The following is a 16,905-nucleotide window of genomic DNA, read 5'->3' as shown; positions in this document are numbered from 1 at the left end:
TGAACTAAAAAAATGCCCGATTATCAGCTTTTCAACTCATAATCGGGCAATTATCTTTAAGGTTTTTGGTAAACTCTATGTTACAAATCAACCAGAGTACCTACATTCTCTCCGTCTACGATTTTTTCAAGATTTCCTTCTTTATTCATATCAAAAACAATGATCGGCAGTTTGTTTTCGTGGCTTAAAGTAAATGCAGTCATATCCATCACTTTAAGGTTTTTAGCATATACTTCGTCAAAAGACAAAGAATTGTATTTTACAGCATTTACGTTTTTTTCAGGATCACTGTCGTAGATACCGTCTACTCTTGTTCCTTTCAGGATAACATCAGCGCCGATTTCGATAGCTCTCAATGTAGCTGCAGTATCGGTGGTAAAATACGGATTTCCGGTTCCGGCCCCAAAGATCACTACCCTGCCCTTTTCAAGATGTCTTACGGCTCTTCTTTTGATGAAAGGTTCAGCAACTTTATCCATTTCAATGGCCGACTGAAGCCTGGTTTTAATGCCCGCGTCTTCAAGAGCACCCTGCAATGCCATACCATTGATTACAGTGGCAAGCATCCCCATATAATCTCCCTGTACACGGTCCATACCTTTTGCCGCTCCGGCTACACCACGGAAAATATTTCCTCCTCCGATTACAATGGCAACTTCACAGCCTTTATCCACGACCTGTTTAATCTCAGCTGCGTATTCCTGAAGCCTTTCATTGTCAATACCATATTGTCTGTTTCCCATTAAGGCTTCACCACTAAGTTTCAGAAGGATTCTTTTATATTTCATCTTTATTTTTAAATAATTTTATTCCGTTTGTTGTCAGAAATTTGACTTTGCAAATATAATCATTAATAAGGTTGATTTTTAATTCTTGATTAAATTTTTAGATCTTGTACTGTAAGCTGTTTTTAAGGGCTTCTCTCCTATGATTTTACCGACAAAATTTGATTTATATTAAGACATATCCGACAGCTTTTCAGAAATCTGTGATAAGGTTGTCAAATTATTTTTTTTTGCAATAGCTTTGCGACCTGCAACCAGAAAGGATATCGTTTCAAATCTGTATGGGTAAAAACCACGATTTTCACAAAACTCAACGATTTACCTATAAATAATATAAGAAATATTTTGAAAAGTACGAAAAAGGATTATTTTTGCATTAATAATAAACTGAATTGAAGAAAATTGTCATTTTTTCATTATTTCTGTCAGGAGTTGTTTCTTATGCACAAACAGGGACAAACGTTTACCCGTTTCTCAACATTCCTGTATCTGCAAGACAGGCCGCATTGGGCGGCGATGCTATTTCTGTAAGAGATCATGATGTTTCCTTTGCTATTGCAAACCCCGCATTGCTGAACAGGGATTCTGATAATCAGCTCTCCGTTAATGCTGCCGCCTACCTTGCTGATTCGAAGTACGGAACCATAGCGTATGCCAGAGATTTCGAAAACGGGCATATGGCGACGATCAACGCCCGCTATATGAGTTACGGAGATATTCCAAGAACTGATGAAAGCGGTTTTGAGAACGGAACCTTCAAAGCATCTGATGTCGCTATCGGGGCAGGATATGCTTACCAGTTTGAAGAAGACTGGACCATCGGCGGCGGACTGAACTTCATCACTTCCAAAATCGACAATTATACCTCTTCTGCCATTTCAGGAAATGCAGGTGTTACCTATCATAATAAAAAGAATAAAGAGACCGCTTCTTTAGTATTCAGGAACTTTGGATATCAGTTCAAATCGTTTAACGGAACCAGGGAAAATCTGCCTTTCAGAATAGATTTAGGGTATACCAGAATTTTAAAGGCAATCCCATTAGCGATCACCATTACCGCTCATGATCTTCAGGATTTTGATATTTCTTCTCAGTATAATGTCAATGGCCAGGAAGTAAATGTGGGAAGGAAAATTGCCGACCATTTCTCTGTCGGTGCCGAATTGTTCCCGGAAAAAGGATTCAATATCAGGCTCGGCTATAATGTTAAAAGAGGAAATGAACTGGCTGTCGCAGATCAGAGGAATTTCTCAGGTCTTTCTGCAGGATTCGGAATTAAATTGTCAAAATTCCGTATCGACTATGCGCATGTGCGTTACCACAATTCTTCAAATGTCAATCAGATCGGTGTTTCCGTAGATCTTACAAGTCACGCAGGATATTAACTTAACCAATAAGTCATCCGCTTGATAATACTGGGAAATGCAGGAAATTGCATCATAAAATTTTAAGTTTAAACAAGTTAATTTAAAATAAAACAGAAACCTTAAGAAATGTCTTAGGGTTTCTTGATTTTTGAGAAAAATTCTTGAAATTTGCAGTATGAAAAAACCTGTAATTGCGATCGACGGCTACTCGTCTACCGGAAAAAGTTCGATATCTAAAATTATTGCCCAGAAGCTGGGAATTATCCACCTGGATACTGGAGCACTCTACCGGGGCGTTACCTGGTTTGCTCTTCAGAACTGCCTGAATGAAGATGGAACTATCAATACCCAGGAATTATTCTCTTCCTTTGATCAGATAGAGCTTGAATTTAAAAATGACAAAGGCGAACTGGTTCTTTTCCTTAATCACATCGATATTTCAAAAGCCATCCGAACCAATGAAGTCTCAGAAAATGTAAGTTTTGTCGCAAAACAGAAAGAAGTAAGAGATTTTCTTCTTCAGTCACAGCGCACATTGGCAGAAAAAGGAGGCATTATTATGGACGGACGTGACATCGGGACCATCGTTCTGCCAAATGCGGACTATAAATTTTTCCTTACCGCAAGTATCGATGAAAGAACAAAAAGAAGGTATGAAGAGCTGGTAAGCCTTGGTATTGAAGCAAGTGAAACGCAGGTGAAGGAAAACCTTATCATACGCGATAAGATTGATAGTGAGCGGGAAATAGCTCCCCTGAAGCAGGCAGAAGATGCTATCGTTATCGATAATACCCATCTTTCTAAAGAAGAGACAATAGACAGTATTCTCTCTCATATCAATAATTTTTAACATTTTTTAATAGACCTGACCTTCATTTGGTATGTTAATTGTACAAATATCCACAAGTAAAACTAGTATTATTAACTATTAAAAAAACGAAAAATGTCTAAGAAAAACAATACAGCGGGTATTTTGGCAGGACTTCTTGCAGGTGCTGCAGCAGGTGTAATTTTAGGAATGCTTTATGCTCCGGAAGAAGGTAAAGAAACCAGAAAAAAAATTAAGGATAAGGCTAATGATCTTAAAGATCAGGCTAAAAATAAATACGGAGAAGTTTCAGAAAAAGTAAAAGATCAGTATGGTAACATTTCTTCTACTTTTAAAGAAACAGCAAGTAACGTTGCTCACACAGTGAAAGACGGTTATGATAAATACAAAGATCAGATTGTTTCTAAAACTGCAGATGTAGTAAAAAATGTAGAATCTGAACTGAACGATCTAAAACAATAAAATAATTTATTTTTTAGGTAAATTATGAGAAGGAACTTTATAAACGAAAGTTCCTTTTTTTGTAACTTTAAAGAAAAACAATGATTGAAACTATTAAAGAATACGCATCTAAAAGAATTGATCTCCTGAAAATTGAAGCTACCGAGAAGTCTTCCCTTTCAGCCGGTGTCATTACTTATCTTGTTTTAATGCTGGTGGCCTTTGGTTTTTTCATTATCCTGTTCAATTTCGGGATTGCTTTTCTCATAGGGAAAGCAGTCGGAGGCACTTCTTACGGGTTTCTCATCGTAGCGGCATTTTATTTCCTGATCATGATGATCCTCATGGTCTTTAAAAAGAAAATCGTAAATTATGTGGCCGATCAGGTTATTAAATTTTTAAATCACTAAACTATGGGTAGAAACTATGAAAGCTTAGAAGAGTTAAGAAGAAAGAAAAAGTTGCTGAAACAGGAAATCGAAGGATTGGAGGATCTTCTTACATTCAAAAATACAAAAGAAAGTTTAAGTGCATTTACCAATGGTTTGACAGATCAGTATCTTCAGGAAAAAGTAGATGAGGACGGCGATGAGAAGGTAGTACTGCGAAAAGATGTCATTGCCAAACAGATTACTTCCGAAATAAAAGACGCTCTGATCAGTAAAAATACCGCCATGGGTATAGCAAGTTCTGCATTCAAGGGCGATGCCGTTGATACATTAATTAAGCTGGGAGTGACAGCCATTGTAGGAAACTATGCGCGGAAAAGCCTTAAAAGCTCAAACTGGAAAAGAAAAATTGCAGGTGTAGCACTGATATATCTCGCGCCGATCGCACTCCGATTTGTCAGGAAAAAACTGGAAAATTATCAGAAAAATCAAAGCGTTTCAAGCATGGAACAGCTTATATGAGTTTGAGAGTGGGAGTGTTTAAGAGTTTAAAATGAAATAAGGTTTCAAATACTTATGAATCAATTTTCGATGACTCTCCCACGCTCAAGCCCTATTATTCTTACTTTTTTTCACTAAAAAGCTGTCCTAAGATAATTCCTGCTGCCATGGAAACATTCAGGCTTTCTGTTGACTGGGATTTTCCGAATCGGGGAATCATGATGCTTTTTTCTAAAAGCTTTTCCGTTTCAGCCCGCATCCCATTACCTTCGTTGCCTAAAATAAGATTCATTTTTTCAGGTTTTTCGAAAGAGTAAATATTTTCGCCATTCATATCCGTTCCGATATTTACATTTTCTGTATTCGCGAGATATTCCGTAAGATCTTCATACACAATATTGACTCTTGTAAATGATCCCATAGTAGCCATAATCACTTTAGGATTATAAAAATCCACTGTATCCTTACTGCAGATGATCTGCTCGATTCCGAACCAGTCAGCCAGGCGTATGATCGTTCCCATATTTCCCGGATCCTGGATGCCGTCCAATATCAGCTGAAGCTTTGCGTCAGGCATTTTTTCTTCAGCATGGAGGTGGCAGACTGCTACAGAATCTTTCGGATTTTGAAGAAAACTTATTTTTTTTAACTCATTTTCAGAAATATGAGTTATAGGAATATTTTCACGGTCCAATTTTTGCGGATCGGTAGAAAATATTTCTTTAATTTTAAAGTTAGAATTAAAAAGTTCAGTGATGGTTTTATTGCCTTCAACCAAAAACAAATTGTATTTTTGTCTGAACTTCTTTTTATCCAAAGATTGTAAAATTTTTACTGTATGAGCTGTAAGCATTATAAGAATTCTCCTCAAAAATATTATAAAATTATATCATTTGCAACATTTGTAGGTCTCCTTTATGCTTGTAGCACCACCAAAAAGGTCCCTGACGGGCAATATCTGCTGGTAAAAAATAATTTTGAATTTGAAGATAAGAAAGAACCTTTTGACGGTGAGCTGAAAAATTATGTACAGCAAAAGCCCAATAAAAGGCAGTTTCTTTTCATGCCGCTGAGTTTATGGCTTTACAATGCTGCAAATCCTAAGTATGATACCCTTCTGAATGAATACATGACGTATCCGAACGAGTTGAGAAATCAGAAACTGAGAGATTCTCTATTCATTAAATACAACATGAAAAGCAGTGTCGGTAAAAGTCTGTTTTTCGACAGATTGTATCACAGCTGGGGCTCTGCACCGGTAATTCTCGATGAAACAAGAACCGAAAAAAGCGCGGAATCAATAGAAAAAAGACTCACCTACCGCGGGTACTGGGATTCGGAAGTTAAATTTAAACAAGATCTCGATTCTGCCGCAAAAAAAGCAGCGGTCACATATTTTATTACCCATAAAGATCCTACTTATATTAAGGAATACTATTATAATATTACCGATCCGGCAGTAAAAAATATTTATCAGCAAAAAATTAAGGAAAGTCTCATCAAGCAGGGTCAAATCTTGGATCAGACCGTTCTCGAAAAAGAAGTGACCAGGATCAATGAGCTGATGAAGGATTATGGTTATTACAGATTCAACAATCTTGGTGACGAAATCTATTTTGTGGCCGATTCAATTAAAAGCAGAAAGCAGGTTCCTTTAACCCTGGAAATTCATAAAGATTCCCTTGACAGGCCTTACAAGGTTTCCACAATAGGAAATATCGATGTGGCGATTGTAGATGAAATGGGAGATTATCCTAAAAATACAAAAAAAGACAGTTTAAGAGGGATCCGGTTCCATAAGGTCAACAATCAGTACGATTCCCGTGCATTGTGGCGTGCCATTACGGTTGGAAACAAGCAGGTGTATGATCAGAAAAAGTTTGATCTGACGAGAAGAAACCTCCTGGCTATGAATAATTTCAGCATTCTTAAATCAAGAGACTCTTTAAGACATGGCGGTGGCGCGGCTCCCAATGACAGCATCATTGATGTGATGTATGTTCTCAAGCCGCTTCCCAAATATGAGCTGAAGCTGGGAACGGATGTCAATTACTCTCAGCTGCTGAATCTCGGGGTTTCTCCCTCTGTAGATCTTACTACCAGAAATATTTTTGGCGGTGCTGAAAACCTTTCGACCAGCCTTGCCGGAACCTTCGGGTCGATAAGAAGTACCAAAGACATCAACAGCCGTGTTCTGGCTTACGAAATTTCTGCACAGGCTTCCCTGAATTTTCCAAGATTGCTGCTGCCATTCGATTATTACAAATTATTACCCAAAAGATACAGCCCCACTTCATCGATTGTTCTGGGAGCATCGGTCCAGAATAATATCGGCTTGGGAAGGGTAAACTTTAATACCGGTTTAAATTATCTCGCTACGGTAAATGATAAAGTCTCTCACAGACTTACCTTGTTTAACACCCAGCTGAGTTTAACCAAAAATAAAGATGCTTACTACGATTATTTCGTGAATGATGAAGAGATCAGAAGTGAAATATTTAGTGATTATTTTGCGTTTAAACCTTCTGTAGCACAAGATTTTCAGGCGGGCCAGCTTACAATAGATGAAGTTTCGAGGATTATCACGCGAGATACTGAATACGCGACTGGGCTTAATCAACAGGGGGCAGACCGTTTTATTGCGTTTGTCGGTTCCCTGATAAACAAAGACCGTCAGACCCAGGATGTTTTAATCTCTTCTTTTATTTATAATTTCGTCTACAATGAAATCGGAAAAAAAGAATATCCGAATTCTTTTTATTTTAACGGAAAAGTAGAACTTGCAGGAAATATTTTCAGCATATTCAATCAGAAAAGAAATGACGGAGGAGTTTTGACGAGCCCTGAGAGAACTATTTTCGGGGTGCCTTACGCCCAGTTTGTGAAATTTGATTTTGATGTAAGGAAATATTTTAAGTTTAATAATAACACCTTAGTCCTGCGCCAGTTTTTGGGTATCGGGATTCCTTATGGAAATTCTTCCAGTATGCCTGTTATAAGATCGTATTTTAATGGTGGAGCAAACGATATAAGAGCCTGGGTTCCTTTTGGCGGATTGGGGCCTGCCGGCTCGCAGATTGACGAGAGAGTCCGTACGTATATGACGGAAAACATGAAACTTACGACCAATGTTGAGTTCAGGGTTCCTTTCAACGATACGTATGAAGGTGCCCTTTTCACAGATATCGGGAACATCTGGTCTCTGAAAAGCACCAACGACGGATCGGGCGATGAATTTAAATTTAACAAATTCCTGAAGCAGGTCGGTATTGGCAGCGGTTTCGGATTAAGGGCAAATATAGCCTACATTACCCTGAGACTCGATCTTGCCTATAAAATGTATGACCCGAATAAGCCGGAAGGTGACCGATGGAGACTGAAATATTTCCAGCCCTTTAAACCTACGCTGAACATCGCGTTCGGATATCCTTTCTAGTCCGGTGAAATTCCCAGTGCAAAATAGACTACAGCAACCGTTCGTGCCAGTATTTCCCGGAACTGGTTTCTGTAGTAACTTTCAGGTTTTGTGACATCCTGTGCATCGAATCCCAATGCATTCATATTATTATTCCGGGCAAAAAGCAATGCCCTGAGATTGTGAAATCCCTGTGAAACGATAATCACATTATCTTTTTTATAAACATCTTTACACCGTAAAATGCTTCTGTAGGTATTAAACCCTTTCGGATCTTCCATGATGATTTCTTCCGGAACTCCTTCCTGGTAAATCAGGTAGTTTTTCATCGCGGCAGGTTCATCATAACCTTTACTTTTTTCTCCGCTGACCAGGATTTTTTTGATTTTTCCATGGTGATAAAGCAATGCGGCGGCATCCATTCTTTTGGTGAAATAAGGATTTGACATGCCTGATCTCATTTTCGGCGAAGTTCCCAATACGAGCGCCACTTCCCTTGGCGGGATTTTGGAGATTTTATTGTAAGTCCGTCCGTCCGTCAGTGCAAAAACCCACGCATTGGCGAGACATATCAGCAGAATTATGATTTCCGCTGATACAATCATCAGATTAAATATGTTTCTAATTATTCTCAACTCAGATCAAAGTTAAGCTTTATTTTCCTGCTTTTTGCAATAGACATGCAGGCCAGGATATGTCCTTTTTTTTCTTCTTTTTCCGTTAAATATTCATTTTCCAGCAAATCAACTTCTCCTTCCTCCAGAATACATTCGCAGCTTCCGCAGATGCCCGACTTGCATGAATAGGGAACTGAAAATCTCTGAATCAGCAATTGCTGCAGTATCTTTTCCCTGTTATCCGGTAATTCAGTAGAATACCGCTTTCCGAGCATTTTAAATTCAACATCGATATTTTCGATCAGCGGAAATTCCTTTTCTACAGGATAAATATCGTCATTATATTCTTCAAAAAGCTCAAAATGAATATTTTTCTTTGGAATTCCGTGATGGTAGCAGGCATTTGCGAGGGTTTTGATCATATCACCTTTTCCGCAGATCAGTACTTCATCCACCGCGTCCCAGATCGTAGATTCTTCGTCCGTATCATCCAGATGAAGGATCTGGTTAATGATCAGGCTCAGTTTTTTATCATCAAGCCTTCCGTAAAAAAAGCTGTTTGAAGTTTTTTCCTTTGAAAAAAAATAAAATATCTGAAGTCTTTCGCCGCAGTTCCTGGCAAGATTGTCCAGTTGTTCGCGGTAAATAAGATCTTCTTTGGTTCTATTGCTGAAAAATAAAAAAAGTCTCGTTCTCGGTTCTCTGTGCAGGATGTTTTTAAAATGGCTCAGGATCGGAGTAATTCCTATTCCTGCCGCAAAACCTACGATTGTTCTGAATTCACTGGGCTTTGAAATAAGCGTAAACCTTCCGGCAGGCTCGCTGACCAATAAAGCGTCTCCGATATTATAATTTCTGAATAATTCCGACGCATCACCTTCCGGGGAATTTATTTTGATTCCTAAAGCAATTTTTTCTTCATGAGGGGCCGACGTCATCGAGTAATCTTTGATAACTTCCTGACCGTGAGACTGAAATTTCAGACTGACAAACTGTCCCGCATCAAACTGAAAATTCTTCTTCAGATTCTCAGGGATTTCAAACTCCAGAGAGAAAGTATTTTTGGTCAGTTCTTCCTTTTTCGTTATTTTTAACCAATGAAACTGTATCAGTTTCCCTTTATAGATTTGTTGTTCCATACTTCAATTCAAAAATAGATAAAAAATAATGAAAAAGATAATCTTATCAACGCTTTTCCTGATTTCCGTCTTCAGCTGTAAGAAAGAAAGTACAAAAACCGATGATGGTCGGCCTGTGAAGGATTCAGTGGCTGTTTCCGGAAGCCCTGCACCCTCTGCTGCGCTGAAAATGTGGACACCCGACCAGACCGCAGCATTTTTAGGCAAAAAGAATGATACTCTGTACGTAACCAACTTTTTTGCAACGTGGTGTGGCCCTTGTGTAAAGGAAATTCCACATTTTAAAAACAAAATCCAGGAACTGAACGGAAAACCGGTGAAAATCACTTTTGTAAGTGTTGACAGCAAAGAAGACTGGACGACAAAGGTTCCCCAGTTCGCTGATGAGCAGGGAATCCGTAACAATACCGTTCTTCTGGATAATGAGCTGATGGAAGGTAATTTTTACGTAACCAATTTTAAGAAATGGGATGGTAGCGCAATTCCGTTTACTTATATGAGAAAAGGTGAAAAGACTGACGAAACCTTAGGAATGATGAGTGAAGAGGAACTTAATGAGAAGATCAATACTCTTTTAAAATAAAACGTCAGACTTTTTATGTCAGATAAATTTAAAGTCCTGTGTTTGGTTTTAGTGCTTGCTATTTTTTTGGCAGCCATTATGAATCTGAACACAGGATTTTTAAGTTTGAATATCCGCGATTTTTTTTCAGAATCTTCCCAAAGTCTTATCGCTGAAATTCGGGTTAACAGGGTTTTGGTGATGCTTTTGGCGGGGATTTCTGTTCCTACCTCGGGCTTTATCATGCAGGAATATTTTCAGAATCCGCTGGCCGGGCCTGATATTCTGGGCATTACTTCCGTAGCAAGTCTCTCGGTGGCCTTTTATATTTTTTTCTCGTACAATATTGCATTGCCTGATTTCCTGCAGAATACTTTTTTAAGTTTATCATCGATTCTGGGAAGTGTGCTTCTGATGTTTCTGCTGCTTTCAATATCAAAACGGTTTCAGGATAAATCTTATCTTGTAATATTCGGCTTCCTGGTTTCTGCGCTGGCGGGGGCTGTCGTTTCTCTTCTTCAGCTGTATGCAGAAAATCAAAGTCTGAAAAATTATATTTTATGGTCTTTCGGTGCGAATAATATGGTGAGCAGAAATCAGATTTATATATTGTTGATCCTCGTATTAACAGGCCTTTTCACTTGTTTTAAAAGTATAAAACCTTTAATAGGAAATTCACTGGGAATATCGTATGCGCAGAGTTTGGGAGTCAATCTGAATCAGCTCAAAATATTGGTTATTGTATCCTCTTCCCTCTTATCAGCATCCGTTACGGCCTTTATGGGACCTGTTTTGTTTATCGGGATCATTATTCCTCACTTTTGCAGGCTGATTTACAATCCTTCGAAACTATGGCAGCAATGGATCCTGAATATGCTGTTAGGAATGTGCATTATGCTCATATTTTCGATTATTGCTGAGAAAACGCAGATTCCGATCAATGTAATCAGTTCGGTTTTTGGGATCCCTGTCATCCTGATCATGCTTTTGAGAGCGAATAAAGTGTAAGTGTTAATTGTGAAGAGATCAATCACAGTTAAACTTAAATCTCCAATGAATTATAAATGAGAAGCTGATTAAGATTGTTAAATTTGAATATATAAATAATTATAAATAAAATCTGCGTAAATCCGTAAAAATCTGTGGCAAAATTTGAAAATGTACCTACAAGTTAAACAAGCACATATCGGTTACCATACACCCTTAATTTCAAATGCAGATGGAAACCTGGATTTAGGCGAAGTATGTCTTTTAATCGGGAATAACGGGGTTGGCAAAACAACTTTAATCAAGTCAATCTTGCATCAGATCCCTCTTTTGAAGGGTGAAATTTCACTGTACGGTAAAAACATCAAAAACCTTTCGGTAAAACAGGTGGCGGAAAATATTGCGGTGGTGTTTTCAAAATCAGTGATTCCGCAAAATTATACGGTGAAGGACCTTATTTCATTAGGAAAATACATTCATTATCCTTTTTATTTTACTTTGAAAAAAGAAGACCGGGAAGAAGTTTTATCAATAATTGAAGCGCTGGAACTGATACCGTATAAAGATACTTTGCTTAAAAACCTTTCGGACGGAAACCTGCAGAAAGCTTTTATAGGAAGGGCAATCACGCAGAATTCACCGGTTATTATCCTGGATGAGCCCACCACGCATCTTGATGAGAAAAATAAGATTACGATACTTAAAATTCTCAGAACCTTCGCCAAAGAGCATCACAAACTTATTCTTTTTTCGTCACACGACTGGCGGCTCGCTAAAGAATTTGCAGATAAAATATGGTATGTAAAAGACAATAACCTTTATACCGGAATTGTTGAGGATGTATTACTGCAGCACGATGAGCTTACCAATCCGACGCTTTTTAAAATCAATGAAAATTTCATTTCACCGAAAATAATAGCTCCTTACGTGTACAAAGAAATGCTGTATTCTTTGTTGCAGAAAAACTTTCCCGTCGATCTTTCTTCTTTAACCTTCGAATTCACTACACACTGGATTATTTCAGATTCCAGACAAAATTATCAATGTGAATCTTTTGAAGATATAATGAATTTGTTAATAAAAATTCATTGATATTTTTATTTTTCTAATGATAATATATACTATGCATGCATAGTATTATGCCTGTCATATCAATTAATCATTTTGTTTTCAGGTTATTAACAAATTTTAACTTAAATAAATATTATGCATGCATAATATTTGCTAAATTTGATAAAACCTAGATATAGAAAATGATGGATAACAAAAAAGAGAAAATAGAAAATGTCGACTTAATTCTTAAACAGACCTGGCTAGCTGTTTCCAAAATGTATACGGAGATGGCTCAGGAACATGATTCTACCGCTGTACAGGCACTCACCCTCCTTAAAATAGACCCTAAAGAAGGAACCCGAAGTACGAACCTGGGTCCTAAAATGGCGATTGAGCCAACTTCTTTAACGAGAATTATTAAGCTGCTTGAAGACAACGGCTACATCTATAAAGAAAAGACGACTACCGATAAACGTGAAGTAATCATTAAGCTTACCGATAAAGGCCTTCATTCCAGGAATATGTCGAAAGAAGTCGTGGTTAATTTCAATAAAAAGATCATGGAAAAAATTGCACCCGAAAAGCTCGAAACTTTTAAAGAAGTGATGACGGAGATTATGAAGATCGCAACCGATCTGAACCACAGAAAATGATCCTTAAACCGATACATACAAATTAAACAATACAAATAAAATCAAAATGAAACCGTCAGGTTACATCTGACCAATTAAACAAATAAATATGTTAAAGATGAAAAGAAGAATCAAACACGTTACGGTTCTTGGTTCAGGAATTATGGGAAGCGGTATCGCGGCGCACTTTGCCAATATTGGCGTTCAGGTATCGCTGCTGGATATTGTACCTTTCCAACTTACTGAAGCAGAAGAGAAAAAAGGTTTGACCAAAGATGATAAGGCAGTGCGAAACAGAATCGCTGCAGAAAGCTTTGAAAAGCTGAAAAAAGCAAGTCCGGCACTACTCTATTCTCCGAAGTTTGCAGACAGAATTAAGATAGGAAACTTCGACGATGATTTACCGAAAATAAAAGACACCGACTGGATCATCGAAGTGGTGGTAGAAAAACTTGATATCAAGAAATCGGTTTATGAAAAGATAGAACAGTTCAGAAAACCGGGAACTTTAATTTCGTCGAACACATCCGGAATTCCTATTCATCTTTTAACGGAAGGAAGAAGTGATGATTTTAAACATTATTTTGCAGGAACACATTTCTTTAATCCTGTAAGATATCTTCCTCTTTTGGAGATTATTCCAACTAAAGATACGCTTCCCGAGGTTATTGATTTTTATATGCATTACGGGGCAAAATTCTTAGGAAAAACAACGGTTCTGGCCAAAGATACACCAGCCTTCATCGCCAACAGGATCGGCGTTTTTTCTATGATGGATCTGCTTCATAATGTTCAGAAATTAGGACTCACGGTTTCCGAAGTGGATAAACTCACCGGCCCGGTGATCGGACGTCCGAAATCTGCGACATTCAGGACAGCTGATGTGGTGGGATTGGATACGCTGGTGATGGTAGCCAACGGTGTTCGCCAGAGCGGTGCGGAAGCAAACGATTTCAATGATGTGTTTGCGCTTCCTGACTACATTCAGAAAATGGTTGACAATAAATGGCTCGGTTCAAAAACAGAACAGGGATTCTATAAAAAAGTGAAAAATGCAGATGGAAAATCTGAAATTCACGGATTGAATCTTGATACTCTCGAATATGAGCTTCAGGGAAAATCTTCTTTTGCCACTTTAGAATTAACCAAAAATATTGACAAACCGATTGATCGTTTTAAAATATTAATTGGCGGAAAAGATAAAGCCGGAGAATTATACAGAAAGTCTTTGGGAGCCTTATTTGCTTATGTCTCTCATAAAGTTCCTGAGATTTCCGACGAGGTGTATAAAATCGACGATGCCATGAGAGCTGGTTTCGGATGGGAAAACGGTCCTTTTGAAATCTGGGATGCCGTAGGCGTTCAGAAAGGTATTGAATTGGCTAAAGAAGCTGGTTATGAAGTTTCAGACTGGGTGAAAAATGTAGATTCTTTCTATGAAGTGAATGAAGACGGACAAAGCATTTATGTTGATAAAAACTCCGGCGAATACAGTAAGATTCCTGGACAGGATTCTTTTATCATTTTAGATAATATCCGTAAAAATAAAACACTTTGGAGCAATTCCGGTGCGGCAATTGAAGATCTGGGAGACGGAATCATCAACTTTGAAATCCGTTCAAAAATGAATTCCTTAGGAGGCGAAGTTCTGGATGGATTAAACAGGGCTATTGATCTGGCTGAAAAAGAATATGACGGTCTTGTGGTCGGAAACCAAGGGACTAATTTCTCTGTAGGAGCCAATTTAGCCATGATTTTAATGATGGCCATCGAACAGGACTGGGATGATCTGAATATGGCCATTGCTTATTTCCAGAAATCAATGATGCGGGTTCGCTATTCTTCTATTCCGGTTGTCGTAGCTCCTCACGGAATGACACTTGGTGGAGGGTGCGAAATGACGATGCATGCCGACAGAGTCGTTGCCGCCGCCGAAACATATATCGGTCTGGTGGAAACCGGTGTTGGGGTCATTCCCGGCGGTGGCGGAACCAAAGAGCTTACCCTGAGAACGTCAAGAGAATTCCACAATGATGATGTGAAAAACAACAGGCTCCGTGAAGCATTCATGAATATTGCCATGGGGAAAGTAGCCACTTCTGCTTATGAAGCATACGATATGGGAATCCTTGAACATGGTAAAGATATTGTGGCCGTTGATAAAAGAACGCAGATCATGACGGCAAAAATGCTGGCAAAGAGCCTTGCAGAACACGGATACACACAGCCGATTGAGCAAAAAGTGAAAGTTTTAGGAAAAGACGCTTTAGGAATGTTCTATGTAGGAACTGATCAGATGCTTACCGGAAATTACATTTCAGAACACGACAAAAAGATTGCAGACAAATTGGCCAATGTGATGGTGGGAGGAAATCTATCCGAACCTACCGTTGTTACCGAACAATATCTATTGAATCTTGAAAGGGAAACATTCTTGTCGCTTTGCGGAGAAAGAAAAACACTGGAGAGAATTCAGTATATGTTACAGAATGGAAAACCGTTGAGAAACTAGACTTATTTGTACAATGTAAAAAGTATTTACGTAAAAAGTATTTTGGTATGCATGATTTTCGGCAACTTGAGGTTTGGAAAAAATCAATTCAACTTTGTAAAACATATTATTTCTTTTCGAAAGAATTCCGTAAAGATGAGTTGTTTGGCCTCACATCCCAATCGAGAAGATGTTTGTATTCTATTCCTTCCAATATAGCTGAAGGAGCAGGCAGAGACACAAATGCCCAGTTTTCACATTTTTTGAATATTGCTTTAGGCTCTTCCTTTGAATTTGAAACTCAAATCATAATTGCAAAAGAATACGAATTTTTTGCAGAAGACAGATTTAATAAGGTTCTCACTGAAATACAGCATATACAAAATATGATCATTAAACTGAAACAAGTTTATTCAAGTTAAAATTTTAAATACATTGTACACTATACATTAATACATTATACATTTATGAAAACAGCATATATAGTAAAAGGGTTCAGAACGGCCGTTGGAAAAGCTCCAAAAGGAAGTTTACGATTTACAAGACCCGATGTGATGGCGGCCACCGTGATTGAAAAATTAATGGCTGAGCTTCCGCAGTTAGATAAAAACAGAATCGACGACCTGATCGTAGGAAATGCAATGCCCGAAGCCGAACAGGGCCTAAACGTAGCTCGTCTGATTTCCCTCATGGGATTAAACACGGATAAAGTTCCAGGAGTTACAGTAAACCGGTATTGCGCATCAGGAAGTGAGGCGATTGCCATTGCTTCGGCAAAAATTCAGGCCGGAATGGCAGACTGCATCATAGCCGGCGGTACGGAATCAATGTCTTACATCCCGATGGGAGGATACAAACCGGTTCCGGAAACGGATATTGCCAAAACCAACCCTGATTATTACTGGGGAATGGGCTATACCGCGGAAGAAGTTGCAAAACAATATAAAATTACACGTGAAGAACAGGATCAGTTTGCCTTTGAATCTCACATGAAAGCTTTAAAAGCAAATAAAGAAGGAAGATTTGCCAATCAGATTGTTTCGATTCCCGTTGAATATAATTTCCTCGATGAAAATCAGAAAATGCAGACCAGGAAATTTGATTTCTCTGTTGATGAAGGTCCGAGAGCAGATACTTCTTTGGAAGGTTTGGCTAAATTAAGACCCGTTTTCGCGAACGGAGGAAGTGTAACCGCAGGAAATTCTTCCCAAATGAGCGACGGAGCTGCTTTCGTTATGGTAATGAGTGAAGAAATGGTAAAAGAACTCGGTCTTGAGCCGGAAGCCAGACTGGTAGCCTATGCCGCAGCAGGTTTAGAACCCAGAATTATGGGAATGGGACCGATTTATGCCATTCCAAAGGCATTAAAACAAGCCGGAATGGAATTAAAAGATATCGAATTAATCGAATTAAATGAAGCCTTCGCATCCCAATCGGTTGCCATCAAAAAAGAATTAGACCTAAACCCTGATATTCTCAATGTAAACGGCGGTGCCATCGCACTTGGCCACCCGCTGGGCTGTACCGGAACCAAATTAACCGTTCAGCTTCTCGACGAAATGAGAAAACGCGGAAACAAATACGGAATGGTTTCCATGTGCGTGGGAACGGGACAGGGAGCAGCGAGTATTTTTGAATTATTATAGACGAGAAGAACAAAGAATAAAGAGAAAAGATTAACAATGAAGCATAATTTT

The 16,905-nt window shown here is 38.5% G+C and carries 17 protein-coding genes; 13 read left to right on the top strand and 4 right to left on the bottom strand.

What is annotated here, in order from left to right; genetic code table 11:
• Positions 1 to 80 precede the first annotated feature (80 nt).
• Positions 81 to 788 carry a UMP kinase gene (gene pyrH / locus AC0N32_RS06695; RefSeq protein WP_476393085.1) on the bottom strand — a complete coding sequence of 236 codons (708 nt, stop codon included), beginning with the start codon at positions 786 to 788 and terminating at the stop codon, positions 81 to 83.
• Positions 789 to 1,177: 389 nt separating this feature from the next.
• On the opposite strand from pyrH, the gene porQ reads away from it, so the two are divergent.
• From porQ to AC0N32_RS06670, 5 genes are all read left to right on the top strand, one after another.
• The gene (porQ, locus tag AC0N32_RS06690; protein WP_476393084.1) at positions 1,178 to 2,170 is read left to right on the top strand and encodes a type IX secretion system protein PorQ; all 993 of its coding nucleotides are present in this window, start codon (positions 1,178 to 1,180) and stop codon (positions 2,168 to 2,170) included.
• A 157-nt stretch (positions 2,171 to 2,327) separates the two neighbouring features.
• On the top strand, positions 2,328 to 3,002 hold the full coding sequence (cmk, locus tag AC0N32_RS06685; protein ID WP_476393083.1) for a (d)CMP kinase: 675 nt from the start codon (positions 2,328 to 2,330) through the stop codon (positions 3,000 to 3,002).
• A 93-nt stretch (positions 3,003 to 3,095) separates the two neighbouring features.
• Positions 3,096 to 3,443: a YtxH domain-containing protein gene (locus AC0N32_RS06680; protein WP_476393082.1), complete on the top strand. Its 348-nt coding sequence runs from the start codon at positions 3,096 to 3,098 to the stop codon at positions 3,441 to 3,443.
• An 80-nt stretch (positions 3,444 to 3,523) separates the two neighbouring features.
• Complete coding sequence (locus AC0N32_RS06675; protein ID WP_476393081.1) at positions 3,524 to 3,832, top strand: phage holin family protein; 309 nt, start codon at positions 3,524 to 3,526, stop codon at positions 3,830 to 3,832.
• A 3-nt stretch (positions 3,833 to 3,835) separates the two neighbouring features.
• Positions 3,836 to 4,333 carry a phosphoribosyl-ATP pyrophosphatase gene (locus AC0N32_RS06670; protein WP_476393080.1) on the top strand — a complete coding sequence of 166 codons (498 nt, stop codon included), beginning with the start codon at positions 3,836 to 3,838 and terminating at the stop codon, positions 4,331 to 4,333.
• Between the two features lie 100 nt (positions 4,334 to 4,433).
• Here the strand turns inward: AC0N32_RS06670 and AC0N32_RS06665 are convergent, their stop codons facing one another.
• Positions 4,434 to 5,165: a TrmH family RNA methyltransferase gene (locus AC0N32_RS06665; protein WP_476393079.1), complete on the bottom strand. Its 732-nt coding sequence runs from the start codon at positions 5,163 to 5,165 to the stop codon at positions 4,434 to 4,436.
• Here AC0N32_RS06665 and tamL point away from each other — a divergent pair.
• Complete coding sequence (tamL, locus tag AC0N32_RS06660; protein WP_476393078.1) at positions 5,151 to 7,748, top strand: translocation and assembly module lipoprotein TamL; 2,598 nt, start codon at positions 5,151 to 5,153, stop codon at positions 7,746 to 7,748. The genes AC0N32_RS06665 and tamL overlap by 15 nt on opposite strands.
• On the opposite strand, the gene AC0N32_RS06655 is transcribed toward tamL, so the two are convergent.
• Both AC0N32_RS06655 and AC0N32_RS06650 read right to left on the bottom strand, forming a co-directional pair.
• Positions 7,745 to 8,332, bottom strand: coding sequence for a SanA/YdcF family protein (locus tag AC0N32_RS06655; protein WP_476393077.1), 588 nt, complete (start codon positions 8,330 to 8,332; stop codon positions 7,745 to 7,747). The two genes, tamL and AC0N32_RS06655, sit on opposite strands and share 4 nt — an antisense overlap.
• Before the next feature lie 26 nt (positions 8,333 to 8,358).
• Complete coding sequence (locus AC0N32_RS06650) at positions 8,359 to 9,483, bottom strand: flavin reductase family protein (protein ID WP_476393076.1); 1,125 nt, start codon at positions 9,481 to 9,483, stop codon at positions 8,359 to 8,361.
• A gap of 28 nt (positions 9,484 to 9,511) precedes the next feature.
• Here AC0N32_RS06650 and AC0N32_RS06645 point away from each other — a divergent pair, with 28 nt between their 5' ends.
• The 7 genes from AC0N32_RS06645 to AC0N32_RS06615 all read left to right on the top strand — a co-directional run bounded on the left by AC0N32_RS06645 (position 9,512) and on the right by AC0N32_RS06615 (position 16,854).
• A complete protein-coding gene (locus AC0N32_RS06645; RefSeq protein WP_476393075.1) occupies positions 9,512 to 10,066 on the top strand; it encodes a TlpA family protein disulfide reductase in 555 nt (184 codons plus the stop codon).
• 15 nt (positions 10,067 to 10,081) lie between these two features.
• A complete protein-coding gene (locus tag AC0N32_RS06640; protein ID WP_476393074.1) occupies positions 10,082 to 11,053 on the top strand; it encodes an iron chelate uptake ABC transporter family permease subunit in 972 nt (323 codons plus the stop codon).
• A 150-nt stretch (positions 11,054 to 11,203) separates the two neighbouring features.
• Positions 11,204 to 12,124, top strand: a complete 921-nt coding sequence (locus AC0N32_RS06635; protein WP_476393073.1) for an ABC transporter ATP-binding protein — start codon at positions 11,204 to 11,206, stop codon at positions 12,122 to 12,124.
• Between the two features lie 164 nt (positions 12,125 to 12,288).
• Positions 12,289 to 12,738, top strand: a complete 450-nt coding sequence (locus tag AC0N32_RS06630; RefSeq protein WP_476393343.1) for a MarR family winged helix-turn-helix transcriptional regulator — start codon at positions 12,289 to 12,291, stop codon at positions 12,736 to 12,738.
• 97 nt (positions 12,739 to 12,835) lie between these two features.
• Positions 12,836 to 15,229 (top strand): 3-hydroxyacyl-CoA dehydrogenase/enoyl-CoA hydratase family protein, encoded by a 2,394-nt coding sequence (locus AC0N32_RS06625; RefSeq protein WP_476393072.1) that lies wholly within the window; start codon positions 12,836 to 12,838, stop codon positions 15,227 to 15,229.
• 47 nt (positions 15,230 to 15,276) lie between these two features.
• The gene (locus AC0N32_RS06620) at positions 15,277 to 15,630 is read left to right on the top strand and encodes a four helix bundle protein (protein ID WP_476393071.1); all 354 of its coding nucleotides are present in this window, start codon (positions 15,277 to 15,279) and stop codon (positions 15,628 to 15,630) included.
• Positions 15,631 to 15,675: 45 nt separating this feature from the next.
• The gene (locus tag AC0N32_RS06615; protein ID WP_476393070.1) at positions 15,676 to 16,854 is read left to right on the top strand and encodes a thiolase family protein; all 1,179 of its coding nucleotides are present in this window, start codon (positions 15,676 to 15,678) and stop codon (positions 16,852 to 16,854) included.
• The last annotated feature ends 51 nt before the right edge of the window (positions 16,855 to 16,905 follow it).

The organism is Chryseobacterium endophyticum, from assembly GCF_056333165.1.
Note: the sequence above shows the minus strand (reverse complement) of the source record. Positions and strands in the feature narration are given on the sequence as shown.